Raw genomic sequence first — 18,284 nt, forward strand, 5'->3', positions numbered from 1 at the left:
GATCGCCCGGCGGGGTCACACCCCGGCCCCCGAGCTGGGGCTTTCGGTTGTCGGGTGTCGAGAGGAGGCTAGTGTTGAGGTAGCGTGTAACGGCCCGGTCCTTAGCTATCGGTCGGCTCTGCTCCGAGAGTCCTTGGACCCGAGAAGCTTCAGCGCCGTATCGATCTTGGCGAGGAGCGCCTGGATTTCGGCGCGCTCGTTCGCGCCGGGTCCGGCTTCAAGCCGCGCCAGCAATTGCTCTTTCTGTCCCAGCAGCTTCGCAAGAGCGGACATCCGATCACCGCAATGTCGACCGTATCGAAAGGGCCGCTCGGAGAGCGGCCCTTTCTTGGTAACCGGCTACGGGTTGCCGAAGCTGAAGCCGCTGAGCGGGGCGGCGCTCGCAGCCGATCCCAAAAGGGAGGCGGCGAGCATTCCCAGTGCAATGATCTTCATGAATGTTCTCCTTCCTTGGCGAAATCAGTCGATCTCTTCGATGATGCGACGTTCCTGCGGTTCGACGATGTAGGTTCGGCTATCCCGGTGAATGTATCGGTACTCCCGCAGGCTCGGCGCCTCGCGATAGACCTCGTCGGGGAAGGCATCGATTTCCACGCCGTCCGGTAGGCGCTCGCCCCGGCGGATCTCAGTTCGCACTGTGCTGCCGGTCGTTTGCCGCTCGCGCTCGACGGGACGCGCCTTGACGTGCTTGCGGATCACCTCGCGATCACGATCGCTGAACGTGGTCTTCCGCTGCTCGGTGCGCGCCGGAGCGGCCGCCGTGGACCGGCCCGAGTACGGCAGGACCGCGACGATCTTGTAGCTGGAGGGCTCCACGATCACGACTTCGTCCTTCACCAGGACGAAGTTGTAGCCCCGGTACTGGGGCACGATCTCGACGACCTCCGCCGGCAGCGGCTGCAGACGGACATCCCGCGGCACGGCAGTGCCCACGGACAACGAGAAATTCACGTTGTTGAGGGGCTGCACGTTGAGGTGCGAAATCGACGTGCTGATCCGTGTCCGCTGCTGATCATTGATGTTCACCGAGGCATTCACGTTCGTGTTCGACGAACGATCGGCCGTATTCTGCTGGGTGCTCGGCTGCTGGGCCGTGTTCGTCGAGTTACTACCCGTCGGAGACTGCGCCTGACTGGCGCCCGAAGCTGGCGGGTTCGCGCTCTGCGCCCGGTTGTCCGTAGGCGGGTTGGTCTGCGTCTGGTCCGAAGGCGCATTGGTCTGGTTGGAGGGCTGGCTGGTCTGCGCCTGATTGGTCGAGTTGTTCGAGGTGGGCGCCTGCGTGGTGTTGGTGCCCGTACCGGAATTGGTCGTTTGGCCTGCAGCGCTCTGGCCGGTCGATGACGGAGACTGCGTCTGGGCCGAATTGGTCGAAGGATTGGTCTGCGCGGATCCCGAAGGTGTTGAAGAGGACGGCGTCGTCGAGGTGGAATCCGGCTGACGCTGCGTAGTTGACGGATTGGAGTTCGACGTGCTCGGAGAAGATTGCGCAAGAGCCGAAGTCGCGATCGCGACAGCAGCCGTCGTAGCCAAGAATAAACGCTTGTCCATCTGAACCTCCTAAATGCGGATGTCGATCAACCTCCGATGCGGCACGCGGTTCCTTTTCGGGAAAACCCGGCAGCTCTCGTGGCGGCGGGAGGTGAATTTCTTCCGGTAGACCCAAGATCGCGGTTGTGCCGAAATGGCGCTGGGGCGCTGCAGCCGCGAACAAACGGAACTTCAGTCAAACCACGCCGTTGGCAGTGACTACTTACGAATCATTTGAGGAGGACACACCATGAAGAAGCTGATTGTGTGCGGCGCGCTTGCCGCTTTCGCCCTCGGCACGCAGGCCGCCAGCGCCGCCGAGTTCTACATCGTGCGCGACGCGACCACAAAGAAGTGCACTGTCGTCGACACCAAGCCGACCACTACGACCACGACGGTGGTGGGCAACGGCGTCTACAAGACCAAGGTCGAGGCCGAATCCGCGGTGAAGACCACCAAGGTGTGCACCGAACAGTAAATATCGCGGGCTTCAGGCGGCCACTCGGAAGCGTTCGGACAGCAATTGGAGGAAATGCCCGTACTCATTTTGTGGGCCGTTCCTGCCGTCCTCGTTATTGGCGGCCTCGGCTATTTCTTAATTCACATGCACTGAACGACGACCCGCCCGATGATCCGGGCGGGTCTTTTTTCCCGACAACCGTCGGTGGCTCACGGCGGACAAAAAAGGGCCCCGTGATGGGGCCCTCATCTCCGAACTCTCGTCCCATTTAGTTGTAATCTGAGTATTTGAACTGCGGGAGCGCCTTCAATTGCTCCTTGTTGCCACTCATGACGGCGTGGTCAGGGACCCAATCGTTCGTGCTGCGGTTCGTGGTGGTTGTCGCTGCGGCGCCGGTGGTGGTGTCGCGCGACGTGGTCGAGGTGCTGCTCGAACTGGTCCGGACCGGCTCTTCGACGAACTTCAGCTTGTCCATCGAGACGGCGATGTCGTGCTCACCCATCCCCAAAAAACCGCCGATGCCGATCACCACCGCGTTGATCTTACCGCTCTTGTCGACGAGCAGCTCGTTGATGTCGCCGAGCTTCTCGTTGGCCTCGTTGTAGACGTTCAGGCCCATGAGCTTCGAGGCGCGCCAATTTCCCTTGAGCGCGATCTTCGCATCGGCCGAGTGGGTGGCCGCCGGCGCGGCGCGATCGGCCGGCTGAGTGGTTTGCGCGTACGCAGCGCCGCCGATCACAGCAGTGCCAAGCAGAGCGACGGCAAGAAAGCTTTTCATCGATTATCTCCTCCAACGTGAGCCAACATCCGTACAGATGCCGGCGCCAACGCCCGGGGCTGCCACTTGTTCCTGAATTGACTCTTGTTCAGAACGGTGCTCTCGTGAAGGATTCGATCCGCGCTGCGGACGCCGGTGCGCTACCGACGTTCGGTGGTAACAAGCCGGACGGGAATGCGCTTACCGTCGGAGCGGAGGCAGGCTTCCGAGAAATGCGGCCAAACCTGCTTCGAACAGACTTCCGCTTCCTTCGTGGAATCGCTTGCCGGCTGGACCTGCGGCTGCGGAGGAGGCGCCTCATCCGCAAGAGCCGCCGTCGTTGCGAGCAGAACGAAAGCTGCCGTTGCGTAAATAATGGTTTTCATGTGTCCTCGATCGCCAACTCAACGACCAGAGTCCGAAGCCGTTCCGACAGGTCGGGAAGACTGTGCTGCCCCTTTCGCGAATCCTTCGTCTCCTCCAGGTATCTGAACACTCTCGGCTGCGCGGACTCCGCGATCGACCAACTCGCGATATCGGATCTCGTACTCCCTCGCCATCCGGCTCGCGGCGAAGCGCTCCTCGAACCGGGCCCGGACTGCTCTTCTGTCCAGCCGGCCCAGTTCGTTCACCGCCGCGATCGCCTGCTCCTCGTTGTCGACGATAAAGCCGGTCACGCCGTCTTCCACCACTTCGGGCACCGAGCCCCACCGGTAAGCGATCACAGGCGTCCCACACGCCATCGCTTCGATCATGACGAGCCCGAAGGGCTCCGGCCAATTGATCGGAAACAGCAACGCGGCGGCCCCGGCGAGGAAGGGCTGCTTCCTGATTTCGTCCACCTCGCCGACGAGCCGGATCTCTTCACCATCGATGTTCGGTTCGAGCTTCTTCTTGAAGTAGGCCGTCTCCGCGCGAGGAATCTTGGCGGCGACCCGCAGCGGCATCCGCGCGGCCCGCGCGATACGTATGGCGGCTTCCGGTCCCTTGTCTGCCGTCAGCCGCCCGAGAAAAGCCAGGTACGAACCATGGTCGTAAGAGGGCCGAAACAGGTCCTTGGGCATGCCGTGCTGGATCGTTGCGATCCAGTTCGCATCCGGAAGCGGCCGACGCTGGTTGTCGGAAATCGAGACGAAGCCCGCGTTCGGAAAGGCCCCGATCACCTTCGATAGACCGGGAAGGTCGAGGCGGCCGTGCATCGTCGTGAGGAAAGGCACCCCGGTCCGGCTGAGCACAGGAAGTGGCAACCAGTCGACGTGGGAGTGGATCACGTCGAAGTCGCTCGCGCGCTCGGCAATGGCTTCTATCAGCAACGCGCAGGCGGCGCTCGGGTCCGCGCCCCTCCGGCCCAGGCGCAGTGCGCGCGGCCACACCGGGTGGAGCTTTCCCTTCGTCTTCGAATCTCCGCTCGCGAACAGGGTGACGTCGTGTCCGAGCTCGACCAGTTCGTCCATCAGCCAGGCGATCACCCGCTCCGTGCCACCATACAGCTTTGGAGGAACGCTCTCGGCCAACGGAGCAAGCTGGGCAATCCGCATCGGCTAGGCCCCGAGCACGAACCGCAGGACCGTCACGATAGTCGCGGAAATGAGGGATGAAATCGCGAGCATTGTCCAACTCGGCCTTGTGCTTCCGCGAGCCACGCGTGCGGCGAGCATTTTCATCCCCGTCAACATTCGTCTTCGGGAAGCCGGTGCAGGTAGGCTATCCCGAAGCTGGCGAGTTCTTCGGCATCGCTCTCTCGCTCATCCCCTCTCCTTTGCAGGTGGCGCTCGAGCAGGCAGCGACGGCTGTCCTGTGCATCGACGTCGGGGTGCCTCGCCCGGTACACCGTCCAGGCGGTCTCCGCGGCCCTCATCAAGGCGACTTCGTCGACCATCTTCACCTCCGGCGACCGCACCAATCGCAGGCAACTCAAGAGGGTTCGGAAAGTTTCTAGTTTTTCCCGAAGCCTCGAAATACCGGCGGAGATCCGCGAGGAGGAGTCAGGAGGCCCTCCCTCGCGCCCGCTCGCGGGCGGCTCGGCGGCGTTGCAGTCGGTTGCTTCGGCCGGACGTTGTGGAGGCGTGAGGTCGGGGCGCGGGGGCTAGAGATGAAGGTTCGGCTCCGAGGCCTTCGCTTGTGGGCTCCAGTTCGCGAGGCCGCGCTTCCATGAATTCCAGCACTACCCGGCCCTTCTCGGTTATGCGCCAGCCACCGTTCAGTCGCTCGACCAGTCCTTGCGAGAAGATATCCAGATCCGGCACGCGCGCGGCCAGGCGCTTGGTGCGCTCTACCCAGTCACGTCCGCTCGTCGCAAGGATCGCCATGTCGCGCTTGAGGTCCGCCATGACTGCGAATCCATCGGGATAGCTCACGAGGATCTTGAGCACGGTGACCTGGAAGTTCACGCCCCGGCTCCCTTCCGCTACCGCCACATCGTCGGTGCGTCGTGGAGAGCCTCGCAGCCGACCTGCTTTAGTCTCTCGCGCGAAGTGTCGCCGTTCGTGGCGGCTTCCAGAATCCTGGATGCCACGAAGCTGCGTGCGCCGGTCTCATAGCGCGAGACGTCTGCGCAGACTTCGTCGAGAACGGCGCGCAGAAGCGCGGTCGTTGCCGGATAGAACATGGGAGGCCCCAAAAGGAGAAATAATCGTAGCGCAATCGCGGGGGCGCCGAAATCAACAGTGTTAAGCGCCCCAATATCTGGCCAAGTCTACACTCGAAGTCCAGCTCGGCAAGCTCCGAAAAGTCGCCGCACCGCACGCGGATTGAACCGGTCTTCGGTCGAAATGTTTGTGTTCCAAGCTCGAAACTCTCAAGTGACGACGTCCCGGCGCCGAGCACCATTGCCCCTCGGCACCGGGGCAACCAGCAACCATTGCCTATTTTTCCCGTTGTCTGGCCGGGCCAGAAACGTGGAGAGGAGGAATCCGATGAAGAAGATTGCAATGGTGGCGGCGACGGTCGGCGCTCTCGGTCTCGGCTCGATCGCGGCGACGTCGCCCGCCGAGGCTCATTGGCGAGGTGGCTGGGGACCGGGTATAGCCGGCGGCCTGATCGCCGGCGCGGTGATCGGCGGGCTTGCCTCCTCGGCGTATGCCTGGGGGCCGGGCTACTACGACTACGGTCCGGGCTACTACGGCGCCGGATACTATGGCGGACCCTACGCCTATGACTATGGGTACGATGCGCCCTACCGCTGGGGCGGCGGCTACGCCACGACCTACTACACCGCGCCGGTGTCCTATGGCTACCGGTACCGCCGCGTCGTCCGGCCCGCCTACGCCTATTACCGCGGCGCCTATCCGGTCGTGCGGCACCACTGGCATCATCACCACTGGTGATACGGCGCCGTCCCTTGAGGCCCCCGTCAGGCCGCGCTCCGAACGGGCGCGGCCTTCGTGGAGCAGGATATTGCAGGTCACCACCATCCGCCGGTGAAGAAGTCGTGCCGGCCGAACGCCAGCCGTGGTTCGGCTGGCCTCCTCACGGATTTTCGTCCACCGCTTCGCCTGCGGGCGGACTTCTGCGCGTTTGCGCGCCGGCGGCTCTTTCTTGGCGTCGGACGGCGGTGCTGCAGGCATCGAGGCCATCGCCTCTCCCACTGATTGCTCCGGTTCTTCCGGCATGGGATCAGCCTCCGCGCGATCTTCGGAACATCGGTGCGCAGGCGCGTGTCGAAGCTTTGCCTCCAACTCCAGACAAACCGCTGCATCGGACTAACCGACGCGATGGGCCAACATGATGTTCGACGCACTTTTCGCGCGCACCGAAACAATATCCATCGTTATCGTCGGCTAACGGTGCAACTCACGAGCAACATGCGCTCTCCCTCGCAGAAGCTTGGGGACATTCTGCCATTAGGTCAACGCTTCTGTATTTTCCGAATCGACAGTTCATGGTGGCTCAGCCACGCGCCACGTTCCGGGGTGTAGGAGTGAGCCAGTTTCTGTCGACGCTTCTGCTAGTTACCGCGGTAATTTTGACCGTCTGCTTTGGAGTGGCGGCCTGGCGCCTCTCTGACGAGAAGGACATCGACGTCACTGGCCAAATTCCGCGCCAGTCCTATGGCTGGAAACCGACATCGAGGAATTGAGCGGGCCGCACCGCGATCTGCTCTGGAGCAAGCCACTTTCAGAGTACGCCCTCCATCAGATGTGCAAGCGTCTCTTGATCCCGCTGCCGATCCGCGGGCATTTCAAGAAGCGGCCGCCAAGGCCGCCATTGGACGGAGACCCGATAAGGGACCGACTCGACGAGTACGACGTGATAGGCCCGTCGGCGTGGTTCGCCCCACGCAGATGCAAAATCCCCAGCGCGCGAACGCTGGGGTGGCCGCATCCATTAATGATCGAGATGCGGCCGCGAAGATCGAGGCGCTGGCTGAGGAATATAAGAGGCGCGCTGGGGCGCTCAGCGCTTCCAAAGAGGCGGGAAGCACACAAAGGATTCGGACGAGCCCTGACTGCAGCCAGTATCAGACTGCGTTCAGCAAGCCTACGCCTCTAGCGGGCCAGACGCCGGATTGCTTTAGCCGCCCGGCGTGGACCATGCCATCCGAGAAATTCCAGCTCCTTGTTCTCAAGCGCATTCGTCGCCCGAAAGAATTGTTCAAGGTCGTCGCGCGCGCGGGAAGGCAGTTTGCGGACGTCCTTGATATCCGTTTCGAGCGGTGATCGGTCAGGCACCGCAAACACGCGGTCGTTTCGTTCCTTCTTGCCCTTGCTTTTCTGTTCGACCTCAAGAATGCCAACTGGACGACAGCGCAGCACGACACCGGGGTATGTCTGCGCGTCATGCAGGATCAGCACATCCAGCGGATCGCCGTCCTCGGCTTTCGTCGAGGGAATGAAGCCCCAGTCGTAGGGATAGGTCAGACCTGCCATCAGCGGCTTCGCCAGGGCAAAAACGCCAAGCTTGGGATCGAAATCAAGTTTGCACGAGCTGCCCCGCGGCGTCTCGACCACGGCGAAGATATTATCGTCGTCGGCCCAACTCGGCAATTTCGTCAGATCGGTCATCGCAACAGTCGATCACGCATTTCGCACCGACAACGGGGACCGGCCCGACGAAATCGCGTGTCGGTCAGGCCCCCTGCTGACATCACGCGGCGGTGGACGCTTTCTTGTTGACGCCCTTGCGCAGTGCGACGGTATTGAGCTTGGTGTTCGCCGCCTTCTCTTCGTTCAGATTTGTGGTCAAAAATCGCACGATATCGTCGTGGCCAAGTTCTTCCGCCCAGGCAATCAGCGTACCGTAACGGCATATCTCGTAATGCTCGACGGCCTGCGCGTTCGCGACAATCGCCGCGTCAAGCACCGTCTTATCTTCGATCTCGCCAGCCGTCTCGTTCGCTTCTTTGATCAGACCGTCGATAGCGGGACATTGCGTGCCGCTCGGCCCCTTGCCCAGCTTCTCAAAAGCCTTTTCGAGACGCTCGATCTGCTTGTTAGTTTCTTCCAAATGGTTCTTGAGGCCCGCCACCAGATCGCGGTTGGTCGCCTTCTCGATCATTTTCGGGAGCGCCTTTATGATCTGCTGCTCGGAGTAATAAATGTCCTGCAAGCCGTGTAGGAGCAAGTCATCCATTGTTTTGAGGTCTTTTGTGAAGAATCCCATAGCTTCCCTCCTCGTTCTTAAGGCATGGGAACGCGCGCTTGCGAACCTTGTTCCTCCGCGGCTCCGTCCAGCGGCCGCCCAAGGACCCCCTCGCGTCTTCGGGATTGACGATTCGCGCTGCGGGGGAACGGAGTTGCGGCGGCCGGCCGCGTGGCAAGAAGGAACTCTAGCATCAAGCCGGTGTTTTGCTTTTTTGCGGAGTTTTGCATGGTCAGCACCTCGCTATGGATGGATACCGAGATATTGCCGGAGGCGAGTGCGCTCAAAGGTGATGTGCATTGCGATGTAGCCGTTGTCGGCTCGGGGATTGCCGGTCTGTCGACCGCCTACGAGCTCTCCAAGCGTGATCAGTCGGTGATTGTCATCGACCGTAAGGGCATCGCGAGCGGTATGACGGCGCGCACCTCGGCGCATCTTGCGCCGCTTTGCGATGATCTGATGAGTGAATTCAGGAAGCTGCGTGGCCCGGAAATCGCAAAGCTGTTCTACGAAAGTCAGGCGGCGGCCGTCGATCGTATCGAGGAAATCCAGGCGAGCGAAACCATCGCCTGTGACTTTCGGCGTCTCGATGGGTATCTCTTCCAGGGCCACGGCATGCCGGCCGATGTGCTCGATGAGGAACTGGAAGCGGTGCGCGAAGTCGGTGCCCCCGTCCATCGGCTGGTCGGCGTTCCTCTCAAGGGATGTGAGAACCGTCATGTGCTTCGCTATCCGCGCCAGGCGACCTTCCACCCCCTCAAATATCTTGCCGGCGTGGCCGCAGTTTGCCAGACCCACGGCGTCCGCTTCTTCGCTAACAGTCCGGTCGAAGAGGTTGCGCAAGGAGATGGCGACGTTACGCTCCGAACCGCACAAGGGCAGATTACGGCCGGTAACGCCGTGATCGCGACCAACGCCTCAATTACTGACCGCTATCAACTGCATTCCAAAGTCGCTCCCTACCGCACCTACGTGCTCGCTTTCGCGATTGCACGGGGCGAACTCCCCGACGCGCTCTATTGGGATACCGAGGATCCCTATCACTATGTGCGGCTGCAACTAGGTTCCGACGATCATGACGTCGTCCTTATCGGCGGCGAAGACCACAAGAGCGGTGAAGCAAATGACGCCGAGAAGCGCTTTGCCAAATTGGAGAGCTGGGCGCGCGAATTGATCCCGGGCCTTGGCAGGGTCACACACCGCTGGTCCGGCCAGGTTCTCGATACCATTGACTATGCCGGCTTCATCGGCCGCGAGCCTGGCAGCGAACGCATCTACCTCGCGATGGGGGATTCCGGCCAAGGGCTGACCCATGGCGTGATGGGCGCGATGCTGAACACGTCCCTTATTCTCGGCGAGCACAACCCCTGGAGTGCTGTATATGCGCCTGGCCGCACACCACTTGCGGCCGCCAGGAATTTCTTGCGCGAGAACCTGACCATCCTACAAAACCTTGCCGAGTATGTGGCACCGGGTGAAATTGCCTCCCTTGAGAAGATTGAGCCGAGTGAGGGCGCCATCCTACGGCGGGGCTTCGAAAAGATTGCCGCCTACAGGGACAAGGCCGGCGAACTGCACCTTCATTCGGCAAGCTGCACGCATATCGGTTGTCATCTGCACTGGAACAGCTTCGAGACCTGCTGGGACTGTCCATGCCACGGCTCGATCTTTGCGCCAAACGGACAACCGATCAATGCACCAGCCGTGTCCGCCTTGCGACCCGTAAAGGTCTAACGAAACTGCTTCTATGCTCTCGGGAGAGTTCCATCTTTAAGGACGAAGACATCGAGCAAGATGATCTGCGCAGCTCCCGCACCCCTTGGGCGGCCCTGCCTCCCCCACCGATAAAGCCTATCGCCGACAGCTTTCGTTGCGATGCTCTGGTAATCGGCGCCGGCATAACGGGTGCTCTGGTGGCCGAACGCCTGACACGGCAAGGTCGTCAGGTGGTCATCATCGATCGCGAGCTTCCCAGCCTCGGCAGCACAGTTGCGAGCACCGCGATGCTGCTCTGGGAGACCGACCGTCCTCTCTTTGAACTCGCGCAGCTCTATAACTTCGAGAAAGCGGTCCGCTGCTATCGGGCTAGCCACCATGCCGCGCGGGGCTTACTTGCCCTGGTCACCGATCACGGAATTGCCTGCCAGATGCGGCCACGTCTTTCGCTTTATTTGGCCGTCGATGACAGTCCGAAGCTTGTTCGGAATGAATATGCCCTGAGGAGCCGCGCTGATCTGCCGACACTGTTTCTCGATCGTGTCGAGCTGCTCAACCGCTTCGGCATCGCGCGGGCAGGCGCCCTTTTGTCAAGGGACGCAGCCGACGCCGATCCGGTGCGACTCACACGTGGCCTACTTGATGTCTCTCTCCAACGCGGCGCCCGCCTCCTGAAGGCCAACGCGGTTGCCTACGACAGCGCGGCGTCAACTGTGACCGTCGGCCTTGAAAACGGGCTTTCGATCGAAGCGCGCCATGTCGTGCTCGCGACCGGCTATGTGATGCCGAATATTGTGGGCTCCACATCGAACCAGCCAGCCTCCAGCTGGGCAATCGCGACCCGACGTCGGCCGAACGCTCTGTGGCCCGAGCAAGCGCTGATCTGGGAAGCGACCCGCAACTATCACTATGCGCGCACTACGCCGGATGGCCGCGTCATCTTTGGTGGCGAAGATGATGATGCCATCATCGATCCCGAAGCTCGCGCTGCCGCGACGCCGGCAAAGGTAAGAGCGCTCAAGGAGCGCCTGAAGGCGCTTTGGCCCCGCGCATCCACCGAGGTGGCCTTCACCTGGTCCGGCGCGTTCGATACCACCCGTGACGGGTTGCCGCTGATTGGCGCTGTGCCCGGCTACAGGAATATCCTTGCCGCCTTCGGCTATGGCGGCAACGGGATTACCTTTAGCTTCCTCGCGGCGGAACTGCTGGGCACGCTGCTTTCAGGAGGCTCTTCGCCCCTGCTCGACGTTCTTGCGCTCGACCGCGATCTCCCAGCTAACGACGCGCCATCAGATAGCCAAGCATGAAGGCGACGAGCAGCGACGGCAGTGGGGCCTCCCGACCACATCACGCAGAAAGGCGCGCGCCCGGCCGGGCGGTTGCCCCTCTTCCAAACTCTGCCGCACACGAGACCGAATTGGACCCTGGAAGCCATTTCGTGCCTCCTCGCGGGGGCGTGCGTCGTTGTGCTGCAATTTCTGCTGGGACCGTAGGATTGACGACTTACGGCGCGCCGGAGAGGACCGCGCGCAGGGACGCGATGGTTTCAGCTTCGAATATCGTGAATTCCGGCGCGCCAGCGCGGTGCTCCCGCCGGTGCGGCGAACAGGTCGGCGGCCACACGCGCTGAGAAATCGCAGGAACGAGCACCTGCCGATCTCACTTGTCTTGCATCAATCTTTTCAGGAGGAGGACGACGATGGAAACGGAAAGACGTGAAACGGGAACGCTGATCGGCAGCGACAAGGTCGAAGGCACGGCGGTATACGGCGCGGGTGACCAGAAGATTGGGTCGATCGAGCGCGTGATGATCGACAAGGTGAGCGGGCAGGTGTCGTATGCGGTTCTCGGCTTCGGCGGGTTCTTAGGCATCGGCGACGACCACTACCCGCTGCCATGGCAGTCACTGAAGTACGACACGAACCTTGGCGGGTATCGGACCAATCTCAGCGCCGACAGGCTGCAAGGAGCGCCGCACTACGGCAACGATAACGACTGGAATTGGGACGACCCAACGCGAGCGAGAGCGGTGAACGACTACTATTCCGGCTTCTAGCCTTGCCGGCGGTCGAGGCCCTTTGTCGCGAGCGCGCTTCCGGCTGGTGCCGCACGCGAAGTTGAAATGGGTCAAGGCGAAGCAAGGCCAGACTTGGAGTTGTACCGAGTGGCGTTAGCACTCACGTGCTCTTACGGTTGTGGGGCCCGGCGCCTAAGCCCTCCGGGTCCCGCTTCTAGAGTGCTCGAGCCATCGGACGGCCTCAGCGAGCTTTCTGTCCATCTGCGCGCGGGATCCTGGAGCGGATTGATTCCATCGCGGTATGCGCAGGCATGCCGGTCGCGCCCGGCCTTGCCGGGTTCGCTGTTCATTGGGTCGGCGAAAGCTGCGATGCTTCGCGAGCGCGGCGAAACGCAACGAAATTGGCAAAATCCGCGAAATCTGTGCGGCTAATACGCATGCCCCCGTATACCATAGCGACTCAATCATGTTGACAGCCATTCCGCATTATCGCGGCCAGCACCCCGATGGCGGCCGTTGTATCCGCACCCCGATGGAACCTACAGGCTTTTCCGATCTTGAACCGAATATTTCCAAACGACGGGAGGAGCGTCATGCCTCGTGGCGACAAGTCAAGTTACACCGACAAGCAGAAGCGACAGGCCGAGCATATCGAGGAAGGCTATGAACACCGTGGCGTCCCGGAGAAGGAAGCCGAGCGGCGCGCCTGGGCGACCGTAAACAAGGAGACCCACGGCGGGAAGAAGAGCGGCTCGGGTCGAGGCACTGAGGAAGACCATTCGCCGTCCCGCAAAGGTGGCAGATTGGGCGGCGCGGCGTCGGCCAAGCGGCCGGCATCGGAGCGTTCGAGGTCCGCCAAAAAGGCGGCCAAGACCAGAAAACGACGTGCTGCGTAAAGTCATCGAAAGGGAAGACGGGTCTCGAAGCCGTCTTTTCCTTGGAGCGTTTGTACTCCTCACGGCGCTGATCTATGGCGTCCTCAGCTATCACTATCCAAACCGCGCGTTGGATCGCGTGGCCGAAAAAGTTACGCGCGAGAGGTACCGAAGGAACGAAACCTGGCGCGACGCGATCGGGACTTCGATATTGGCTAGGACGCGCTCCAAATCCGCGGCGCTCTACCGAATAGTCGTCGAAGCTTATCGCCTGTTCTCAAAAATCTCCGGCAGGGCGATAGGCCAGCCAGCGACCTCACGCTGGACGGCTCAACCCAAGTTCCATGTTCAAGGTGACCTCATCGTCAAACACCCATCCTCATCATCGAACAACCATGGAGTCCCTTATGTCGCTGTCACCTTCCCGAGCCCCGCAACGACACTGCGCGAGATGCGCGGGTCCATCATCAAGGACGCGGACAAGACGGAGGTGCGAACCGCGATCACGAGCATGGTGAAGGCGGCACGCTGGATCTTCCGACCTCTCCGAGAGACATTGACCACGACGACTAACCGTTTCGCGGGCGACGTCAGAGCCCATCCTGGAATGGCCTAATCTGACGCCGACAAACTCGTCACGTCTTTCATGTCCCGATATCGATCAGCGCTATGCCTATATCTGGCTTCTTCCTCCGCCTGAGATGAGCTGGCGTGTCCGCGACGACCAACTCGAGCGTCGGTCGAACCTTTCCTTCGAGAAGATGCCCGCGACGACCTTCTTGGCATCGAAGATATCCTTGATGAAAAGCGCCTTGGGCTCGACTCGCAGAAGATCCGGATTGATCTGCCCGCCGGGCAACACAATCGCGTCGTAGTCGGGGGCCGATGCCTCCTCGAGCGCCTTGTCGACCTTCACCGGCCGCCCCCAATCCTTCTTGTCCCAGCCTTTGATCTCGCCGGCGGCGAGCGAGACGACATCGACCGTTGCGCCAGCCTTCTTCAAGCGATCCTGCGATACTTCCAACTCGGCCCGCTCGAAGCCGTTCGTGGCGAGAATGGCGATCCTTTTGCCGGTCAGATCCATGGGTCCAATCCTTCGTTTCGGGGTTTTGTCCAACAATCGATCGTCTCGAACATCGTTCCTGAAGAGATAGCTCGGTCGAGAGTTAGGATTCGACCGCCGAGACGACGGTTATCAGGGGTTAGAAGCAGCAGGAGCGCCTCGCATCGCTGGCAGGTTCAATGGCAAAGTCGTCATCGTCACAGGAGCAGCTTCCGGCATCGGAGAAGCGACAGCTCGCCGCTTCGTTACAGAGGCCACGAAGGCAGCCCTCGTCGACCGCAATAGAGCCTTACTGGAAGAAGTCGCCAAGAGTCTGCCCGCCGACCAGGTGATGGTCCAAGCCACCGACGTGTCGGACTCGAGCGCCATCGACGAAATGGTCGCGGCGGTTGTCGACCGCTTCGGACGGCTGGACGTTGTCGTAAACAACGCGGGCGTCCATGAAGGGGGCGCCCCCGCTTCCATCACCGACAAGAAATGGCGGACGGTAATGTCGACTGACGTCGACGGCGTGTTCTATGGCTGCCGCGCGGCACTGCCCACCTTGAAAAGACCAGGGGCTCGATCGTGAACAGGGTGTCAGTCTCCGGGACCGATGGCGATTGGGGCATGAGCCCCTACAACGCGGCGAAGGGCGCCGTCGTCAATCTGACGCGCGCCCTTGCCCTGGACCTCGGCAAGAAGGGCATCCGCGTGAACGCGGTCTGTCCTAGCCTGACGCGTACGGGCATTACGGAAGACATGATGGACGACAAGGAACTGCTCGCGAAGTTCGCCGAGCGGATTCCGTTGGGCCGCGTCTGCGAACCAGAGGAAGTTGCCGCCGTGATTGCGTTCCTGGCAAGCGAAGACGCGAGCTTCATGACCGGCGCCAACGTAGCGGTGGACGGGGGCGTATCCGCCTCCAATGGGCAACCGCCGCAGGAATAGCCGTAGAGCGCCGGTCGCGGTCCTATTTTGTGAGCGCTGTATCGCCGAACCGAGCGTAAAGGGTGCCTGGACCGGGGTACACTTCGACGCACCCAGCTTCCCGCAGCGAGTTTTCGGTGAATCCGCCGCAGAGGACGCCGATGGCCGAGACGCCCGCCTTGCGGGCCGCGATAGCATCGTAGGGCGTGTCGCCGATCGCGACCGCTTCAGACCCCTTGATGCCAAGCTTCTTCAGCACGACTTCGAAGATGTCCGGGGCCGGTTTGGATTCATCGACGTCTTCGGAGGACGTAGCGACGTCTACCAGATCGGAGATGGCAGCGATGTCGAGGTACTTCTTGAGTTCGTCCTCCTTCGCCGAGGATGCTACAGCGATGCGGAGACCGGCCTCGCGGACGCGCTGCAGGAGTTGTGAGACCGCCGAGAAGGGACGGATGAGCGGTAGATAAGTCGACTTGAAGCGGTTGCCGCGCCACTCCTCCAAATGCTTGCCGTGTTCTCGCTGCTGTTCATCGGACAGAAAAACCGGGATGAGCTTATCCCCGCCCTTCCCGATCTGGCTGCGCACCTGCTCGAAGGTGACGTCGTGACCAAATTCCACCATCGCTTCCTGCCAGGCGAGCGCGTGGAGATCTACCGAGTCCAGAAGCGTGCCGTCGAGATCGAAAATGGCTGCTTTAGGCAATTCGCTGTCCTCCATGTCCATCACGACCAAGCGATGCGCACCAATCCGCTAGAGCGTGTTCTTCGCTATGCGCCGGTTGAGCATGCACGGCCAAGGCATCGCCACTACGCGGATCCGCCGGCGACCATTGCGGGCTTGATCGAAGGATCGGAGTTTCACAACGATCCCGGTTCGACCCGGCTAGGCCCGGGTATCCAGTAGCTGCGAGACGGCGGCAGCCAATTGCGCCGGCGCAAAGGGCTTCTCAATCAGGAGGCTGCCATCGACGCCCTGCGATTTCCAGTCTGGCGCGCTGGCGCTCGTCATGTAGACCACAGGAAACCCAGGCGTGATTTCCCTGATTTGCCGCGCCAGCTCCCATCCGCTGATGCCGTCACCCAGGTTGACGTCCGTCAGCAGCGCCCGACACTGCTCCCGGCCGTCCCGAAAGGTGGACATCGCCGCCTCTCCCGAATGGACCGAGCAGGCCTCGAAGCCGCCGTCCGACAAGGCGTCCTCGATGAAGCTGCAGATCAGAGCTTCATCCTCGACCACGAGAACACGAAGGGCATTGCTCACTTTTCAAGTCTCCTTTGCGACCGGGGCCGATCCTGTCCCGCCACGGCGGGTGCGTTCGGCCGCGAGTGGCCCGCCGCTCAAGCCACCGGAACACCGTAGTAGGCATTCACGGAGCGCGCGGCGCGGGATCGCTCCAATTCCAACTGCTCTCGTCGGCGTATTTGGGGGCGCTGCGGAGATGGTCCTGGGTAATGCCGGTGACGTAGCCGCAGAGATTGGTGTCGTACTTCAGCGCCTGCCAAGGCAGCGGATAGTGAACGTCGCCGATGCGGAGCAGGCCGTCGAAGCTCAGCACCGCGTGCGATACCTTGCCGCTGACCTTGTCGATCATGACGCGCTCGATGTAGCCGACCTTTTCGCCGTCGGCCCCGTAGACATTCGTACCCTCGACGTTGTCGCTTCCGATCAGGCTGAAGGTCTCACGATCTTCCATGGCCATATTGACCTCCCGAATGTTGTCTTCTGGAGTCAACGGGAGGACGATGGCGCCGTTCCTGGCTGAAAGCCTCGGTGGCCCTAGTTTTGGATGAGCGGAGTTCGAGCATGGAACTGACCGAGCTGGAGCGCGAATTTCTGAGGAAGCTGCTCGGCGAATCCTGGGTCAGCCCGCCGATGTTCGACCATGAGATCGTGGCCCGGCTGGTGGAGCTCGGTCTCGTGGAAACCGAACCGCTTCCATCCGGCGATATCGAATACCGGATCACTGACGCGGGGCGAGCGGCGGCCGCGTAAACGCGATTCGGGAATCCCAGGTTCCGTTCCCGGCTGAACGATCGATCGGATGACCTCGGCCGCAACGCTTTGCCTGCAAGCGCGGCCCAGGTCCAAGGTTCCTGCGAGGCAGCGGAATGCCGCGGCGGCACCCTGGAGCCTCAAGTTCGGAGGAACGATAATCGTCGTATCCAGGATCCTGCAGAACTTAGCCATCGGCCGAGGCCGCCTCACAGGTTAGAGAAACGCCCCCGAATCGTCGAAGTTGGCATCGCGTCCGGCATGTAACGAGAAGCTCCGACAACTGCCGCCGCGGCCTCGCCAGGTCCCTCCGGAGCGGCGTTGTGCCAGTCTTACTCGACGACGAAAAACGTGCGTGGATGGAGCTTACGTCAGCGTCCAAACTCGTCCGTAGTGCGAGGGAATGTCCAGCCAGACCTGCTGCAGCGCAGGAACATTCTTCAGATCTAGAGCGACCCCATGCAGCTCTTCGACGTAGTTGCCGGCCTTAGGAAACCAGAACGGAACGGTCCGGTCGGTGTCGCCGAAATTAGTGGCGATCAAGGTGTACTGGGCGCCGTCGTGACGCGCGAACAGCAGGATGCCGAACTGCTGATACCGATCCCAATCATTGAAGAAGAAGTATGTGCCTTGACGAATGTGGTCTCTCTGCCGCCGAATGCGCAGCAACCTGCGCACCAGGCTCACGATCGGCCGGCCTGACTCATCGTAGAAAAAGTCCCAACGCATGGGCCGCAGCAGCGATACCCGGCCCATTCCGAAATCGAGCAAAAAATAGTTCTCCGCAAACTCCTCGCCTTGCCAGAGCATCGGAATGCCTTTGGAAGCTCGGAGCAGCGGTATCAGCGCGAAGCTGGGATCAAGGTGGCATCTCGGACGTTACTACGGCGGCGGCAGGATATCCGTGCATGGCAAGGAGGCGGTGCACGTCAAGGCCAACGGTGGCAGCCATGGCAGATACCCCTTCGACCGCGCCCGTGGGCCATCCGCCAAATTTAGATCATCCGGATCATCGCCGGGCGATCTGCAACGAGATTGGTGAGCGACTTCGCGGCACCCTCACGGACGATCTCACCCCGCTACCATTGCGACTGCAAGGCATGGTGGAGCGGCTGACCGACTTGGATGGCGACGCCCCATCGGCCGCGCCGGATCGCCGGAGCGGTGCGCCATCCCGGCTACTCTCGAAATTTGTGTCAGCGCTTTCGCGGGCTCTCCGAAAGGGCCCTTGAAGTGCGGGGACGTGAGACCGCACCTTTTCGGCGCATTTCACCCGGACGATTTTCGAATTTAGTTTGCTAGAGTGCGCCACTCGCGCGTTTCCAAGTGAGGGCTGTGTGGGACGCGACCGCGTGCGTAAATCGCGGTAAACGGCCCGCTGGCA

General features: G+C 61.5%; 20 protein-coding genes and 3 pseudogenes. 9 read left to right on the forward strand and 14 right to left on the reverse strand.

Annotated elements, in window-relative coordinates:
- Positions 1-105: 105 nt before the first annotated feature.
- Positions 106-273: a hypothetical protein gene (locus tag BJA_RS42515; protein ID WP_165448179.1), complete on the reverse strand. Its 168-nt coding sequence runs from the start codon at positions 271-273 to the stop codon at positions 106-108.
- A 186-nt stretch (positions 274-459) separates the two neighbouring features.
- The gene (locus tag BJA_RS38780; RefSeq protein ID WP_011090369.1) at positions 460-1,548 is read right to left on the reverse strand and encodes a DUF1236 domain-containing protein; all 1,089 of its coding nucleotides are present in this window, start codon (positions 1,546-1,548) and stop codon (positions 460-462) included.
- Positions 1,549-1,777: 229 nt separating this feature from the next.
- On the opposite strand from BJA_RS38780, the gene BJA_RS38785 reads away from it, so the two are divergent.
- The gene (locus tag BJA_RS38785) at positions 1,778-2,005 is read left to right on the forward strand and encodes a hypothetical protein (RefSeq protein WP_011090370.1); all 228 of its coding nucleotides are present in this window, start codon (positions 1,778-1,780) and stop codon (positions 2,003-2,005) included.
- 250 nt (positions 2,006-2,255) lie between these two features.
- Here the strand turns inward: BJA_RS38785 and BJA_RS38790 are convergent, their stop codons facing one another.
- From BJA_RS38790 to BJA_RS38810, 5 genes are all read right to left on the reverse strand, one after another.
- Positions 2,256-2,765, reverse strand: coding sequence for a PRC-barrel domain-containing protein (locus BJA_RS38790; RefSeq protein ID WP_011090371.1), 510 nt, complete (start codon positions 2,763-2,765; stop codon positions 2,256-2,258).
- Positions 2,766-3,148: 383 nt separating this feature from the next.
- On the reverse strand, positions 3,149-4,282 hold the full coding sequence (locus BJA_RS38795; RefSeq protein WP_011090372.1) for a glycosyltransferase family 4 protein: 1,134 nt from the start codon (positions 4,280-4,282) through the stop codon (positions 3,149-3,151).
- 131 nt (positions 4,283-4,413) lie between these two features.
- Positions 4,414-4,623 (reverse strand): hypothetical protein, encoded by a 210-nt coding sequence (locus tag BJA_RS38800; RefSeq protein ID WP_028175743.1) that lies wholly within the window; start codon positions 4,621-4,623, stop codon positions 4,414-4,416.
- A 106-nt stretch (positions 4,624-4,729) separates the two neighbouring features.
- Positions 4,730-5,134, reverse strand: a complete 405-nt coding sequence (locus BJA_RS38805) for a hypothetical protein (protein WP_038967338.1) — start codon at positions 5,132-5,134, stop codon at positions 4,730-4,732.
- 17 nt (positions 5,135-5,151) lie between these two features.
- Positions 5,152-5,352 carry a hypothetical protein gene (locus BJA_RS38810; protein WP_028175742.1) on the reverse strand — a complete coding sequence of 67 codons (201 nt, stop codon included), beginning with the start codon at positions 5,350-5,352 and terminating at the stop codon, positions 5,152-5,154.
- Between the two features lie 307 nt (positions 5,353-5,659).
- Between BJA_RS38810 and BJA_RS38815 the strand changes: the two genes are divergently transcribed.
- Entirely contained in the window at positions 5,660-6,070 is a 411-nt protein-coding gene (locus BJA_RS38815; RefSeq protein ID WP_028175741.1) for a hypothetical protein, read from the forward strand.
- A gap of 1,161 nt (positions 6,071-7,231) precedes the next feature.
- Here the strand turns inward: BJA_RS38815 and BJA_RS38820 are convergent.
- Together BJA_RS38820 and BJA_RS38825 are read right to left on the reverse strand one after the other, a co-directional pair.
- On the reverse strand, positions 7,232-7,747 hold the full coding sequence (locus BJA_RS38820) for an inorganic diphosphatase (protein ID WP_011090374.1): 516 nt from the start codon (positions 7,745-7,747) through the stop codon (positions 7,232-7,234).
- Positions 7,748-7,829: 82 nt separating this feature from the next.
- Positions 7,830-8,345 carry a ferritin-like domain-containing protein gene (locus BJA_RS38825; protein WP_011090375.1) on the reverse strand — a complete coding sequence of 172 codons (516 nt, stop codon included), beginning with the start codon at positions 8,343-8,345 and terminating at the stop codon, positions 7,830-7,832.
- Between the two features lie 207 nt (positions 8,346-8,552).
- On the opposite strand from BJA_RS38825, the gene BJA_RS38830 reads away from it, so the two are divergent.
- From BJA_RS38830 to BJA_RS38850, 5 genes are all read left to right on the forward strand, one after another.
- Entirely contained in the window at positions 8,553-10,058 is a 1,506-nt protein-coding gene (locus BJA_RS38830; RefSeq protein ID WP_063921552.1) for an FAD-dependent oxidoreductase, read from the forward strand.
- A complete protein-coding gene (locus BJA_RS38835) occupies positions 9,977-11,347 on the forward strand; it encodes an NAD(P)/FAD-dependent oxidoreductase (protein WP_011090377.1) in 1,371 nt (456 codons plus the stop codon). The genes BJA_RS38830 and BJA_RS38835 overlap by 82 nt, the downstream gene beginning before the upstream one ends.
- A 392-nt stretch (positions 11,348-11,739) precedes the next feature.
- Positions 11,740-12,096, forward strand: a complete 357-nt coding sequence (locus BJA_RS38840) for a PRC-barrel domain-containing protein (RefSeq protein ID WP_011090378.1) — start codon at positions 11,740-11,742, stop codon at positions 12,094-12,096.
- Between the two features lie 554 nt (positions 12,097-12,650).
- Positions 12,651-12,953 carry a hypothetical protein gene (locus BJA_RS38845; protein ID WP_028154436.1) on the forward strand — a complete coding sequence of 101 codons (303 nt, stop codon included), beginning with the start codon at positions 12,651-12,653 and terminating at the stop codon, positions 12,951-12,953.
- Positions 12,943-13,548 carry a hypothetical protein gene (locus BJA_RS38850; protein ID WP_011090380.1) on the forward strand — a complete coding sequence of 202 codons (606 nt, stop codon included), beginning with the start codon at positions 12,943-12,945 and terminating at the stop codon, positions 13,546-13,548. The genes BJA_RS38845 and BJA_RS38850 overlap by 11 nt, the downstream gene beginning before the upstream one ends.
- Before the next feature lie 144 nt (positions 13,549-13,692).
- Here the strand turns inward: BJA_RS38850 and BJA_RS38855 are convergent.
- Positions 13,693-14,016 (reverse strand): annotated as a pseudogene (locus BJA_RS38855) (DJ-1/PfpI family protein); the annotation flags it as partial.
- A gap of 196 nt (positions 14,017-14,212) precedes the next feature.
- Between BJA_RS38855 and BJA_RS38860 the strand changes: the two are divergent.
- A pseudogene (locus BJA_RS38860) lies at positions 14,213-14,925 on the forward strand (SDR family NAD(P)-dependent oxidoreductase).
- A 22-nt stretch (positions 14,926-14,947) separates the two neighbouring features.
- On the opposite strand, the gene BJA_RS38865 reads toward BJA_RS38860, so the two are convergent.
- The 3 genes and pseudogenes from BJA_RS38865 to BJA_RS38875 all read right to left on the reverse strand — a co-directional run bounded on the left by BJA_RS38865 (position 14,948) and on the right by BJA_RS38875 (position 16,607).
- Positions 14,948-15,631, reverse strand: a complete 684-nt coding sequence (locus tag BJA_RS38865; RefSeq protein WP_231166740.1) for an HAD family hydrolase — start codon at positions 15,629-15,631, stop codon at positions 14,948-14,950.
- 159 nt (positions 15,632-15,790) lie between these two features.
- Positions 15,791-16,168, reverse strand: coding sequence for a response regulator (locus BJA_RS38870; protein ID WP_011090385.1), 378 nt, complete (start codon positions 16,166-16,168; stop codon positions 15,791-15,793).
- Between the two features lie 77 nt (positions 16,169-16,245).
- A pseudogene (locus BJA_RS38875) lies at positions 16,246-16,607 on the reverse strand (PRC-barrel domain-containing protein).
- A 104-nt stretch (positions 16,608-16,711) separates the two neighbouring features.
- On the opposite strand from BJA_RS38875, the gene BJA_RS38880 reads away from it, so the two are divergent.
- Complete coding sequence (locus tag BJA_RS38880) at positions 16,712-16,900, forward strand: hypothetical protein (RefSeq protein ID WP_039184865.1); 189 nt, start codon at positions 16,712-16,714, stop codon at positions 16,898-16,900.
- A gap of 366 nt (positions 16,901-17,266) precedes the next feature.
- On the opposite strand, the gene BJA_RS38885 is transcribed toward BJA_RS38880, so the two are convergent.
- Entirely contained in the window at positions 17,267-17,710 is a 444-nt protein-coding gene (locus BJA_RS38885; protein WP_011090388.1) for a hypothetical protein, read from the reverse strand.
- Between the last annotated feature and the right edge of the window lie 574 nt (positions 17,711-18,284).

Origin of the sequence: Bradyrhizobium diazoefficiens USDA 110, assembly GCF_000011365.1 — a bacterium.
GTDB classification, from domain to species: Bacteria; Pseudomonadota; Alphaproteobacteria; order Rhizobiales; family Xanthobacteraceae; genus Bradyrhizobium; species Bradyrhizobium diazoefficiens.

Excerpts from the sequence above, each read along its gene's own strand:
- BJA_RS38785 (WP_011090370.1), top strand. The coding sequence starts at position 1,778 with ATGAAGAAGCTGATTGTGTGCGGCGCGCTTGCCGCTTTCGCCCTCGGC.
- BJA_RS38815 (WP_028175741.1), top strand. The coding sequence starts at position 5,660 with ATGAAGAAGATTGCAATGGTGGCGGCGACGGTCGGCGCTCTCGGTCTC.
- BJA_RS38810 (WP_028175742.1), bottom strand. The coding sequence starts at position 5,352 with ATGTTCTATCCGGCAACGACCGCGCTTCTGCGCGCCGTTCTCGACGAA.
- BJA_RS38790 (WP_011090371.1), bottom strand. The coding sequence starts at position 2,765 with ATGAAAAGCTTTCTTGCCGTCGCTCTGCTTGGCACTGCTGTGATCGGC.
- BJA_RS38865 (WP_231166740.1), bottom strand. The coding sequence starts at position 15,631 with ATGGACATGGAGGACAGCGAATTGCCTAAAGCAGCCATTTTCGATCTC.
- BJA_RS38825 (WP_011090375.1), bottom strand. The coding sequence starts at position 8,345 with ATGGGATTCTTCACAAAAGACCTCAAAACAATGGATGACTTGCTCCTA.
- BJA_RS38820 (WP_011090374.1), bottom strand. The coding sequence starts at position 7,747 with ATGACCGATCTGACGAAATTGCCGAGTTGGGCCGACGACGATAATATC.
- BJA_RS38880 (WP_039184865.1), top strand. The coding sequence starts at position 16,712 with ATGGAACTGACCGAGCTGGAGCGCGAATTTCTGAGGAAGCTGCTCGGC.
- BJA_RS38845 (WP_028154436.1), top strand. The coding sequence starts at position 12,651 with ATGCCTCGTGGCGACAAGTCAAGTTACACCGACAAGCAGAAGCGACAG.
- BJA_RS38835 (WP_011090377.1), top strand. The coding sequence starts at position 9,977 with ATGCCACGGCTCGATCTTTGCGCCAAACGGACAACCGATCAATGCACC.
- BJA_RS38840 (WP_011090378.1), top strand. The coding sequence starts at position 11,740 with ATGGAAACGGAAAGACGTGAAACGGGAACGCTGATCGGCAGCGACAAG.
- BJA_RS38830 (WP_063921552.1), top strand. The coding sequence starts at position 8,553 with ATGGTCAGCACCTCGCTATGGATGGATACCGAGATATTGCCGGAGGCG.
- BJA_RS42515 (WP_165448179.1), bottom strand. The coding sequence starts at position 273 with ATGTCCGCTCTTGCGAAGCTGCTGGGACAGAAAGAGCAATTGCTGGCG.
- BJA_RS38795 (WP_011090372.1), bottom strand. The coding sequence starts at position 4,282 with ATGCGGATTGCCCAGCTTGCTCCGTTGGCCGAGAGCGTTCCTCCAAAG.
- BJA_RS38800 (WP_028175743.1), bottom strand. The coding sequence starts at position 4,623 with ATGGTCGACGAAGTCGCCTTGATGAGGGCCGCGGAGACCGCCTGGACG.
- BJA_RS38780 (WP_011090369.1), bottom strand. The coding sequence starts at position 1,548 with ATGGACAAGCGTTTATTCTTGGCTACGACGGCTGCTGTCGCGATCGCG.
- BJA_RS38885 (WP_011090388.1), bottom strand. The coding sequence starts at position 17,710 with ATGCTCTGGCAAGGCGAGGAGTTTGCGGAGAACTATTTTTTGCTCGAT.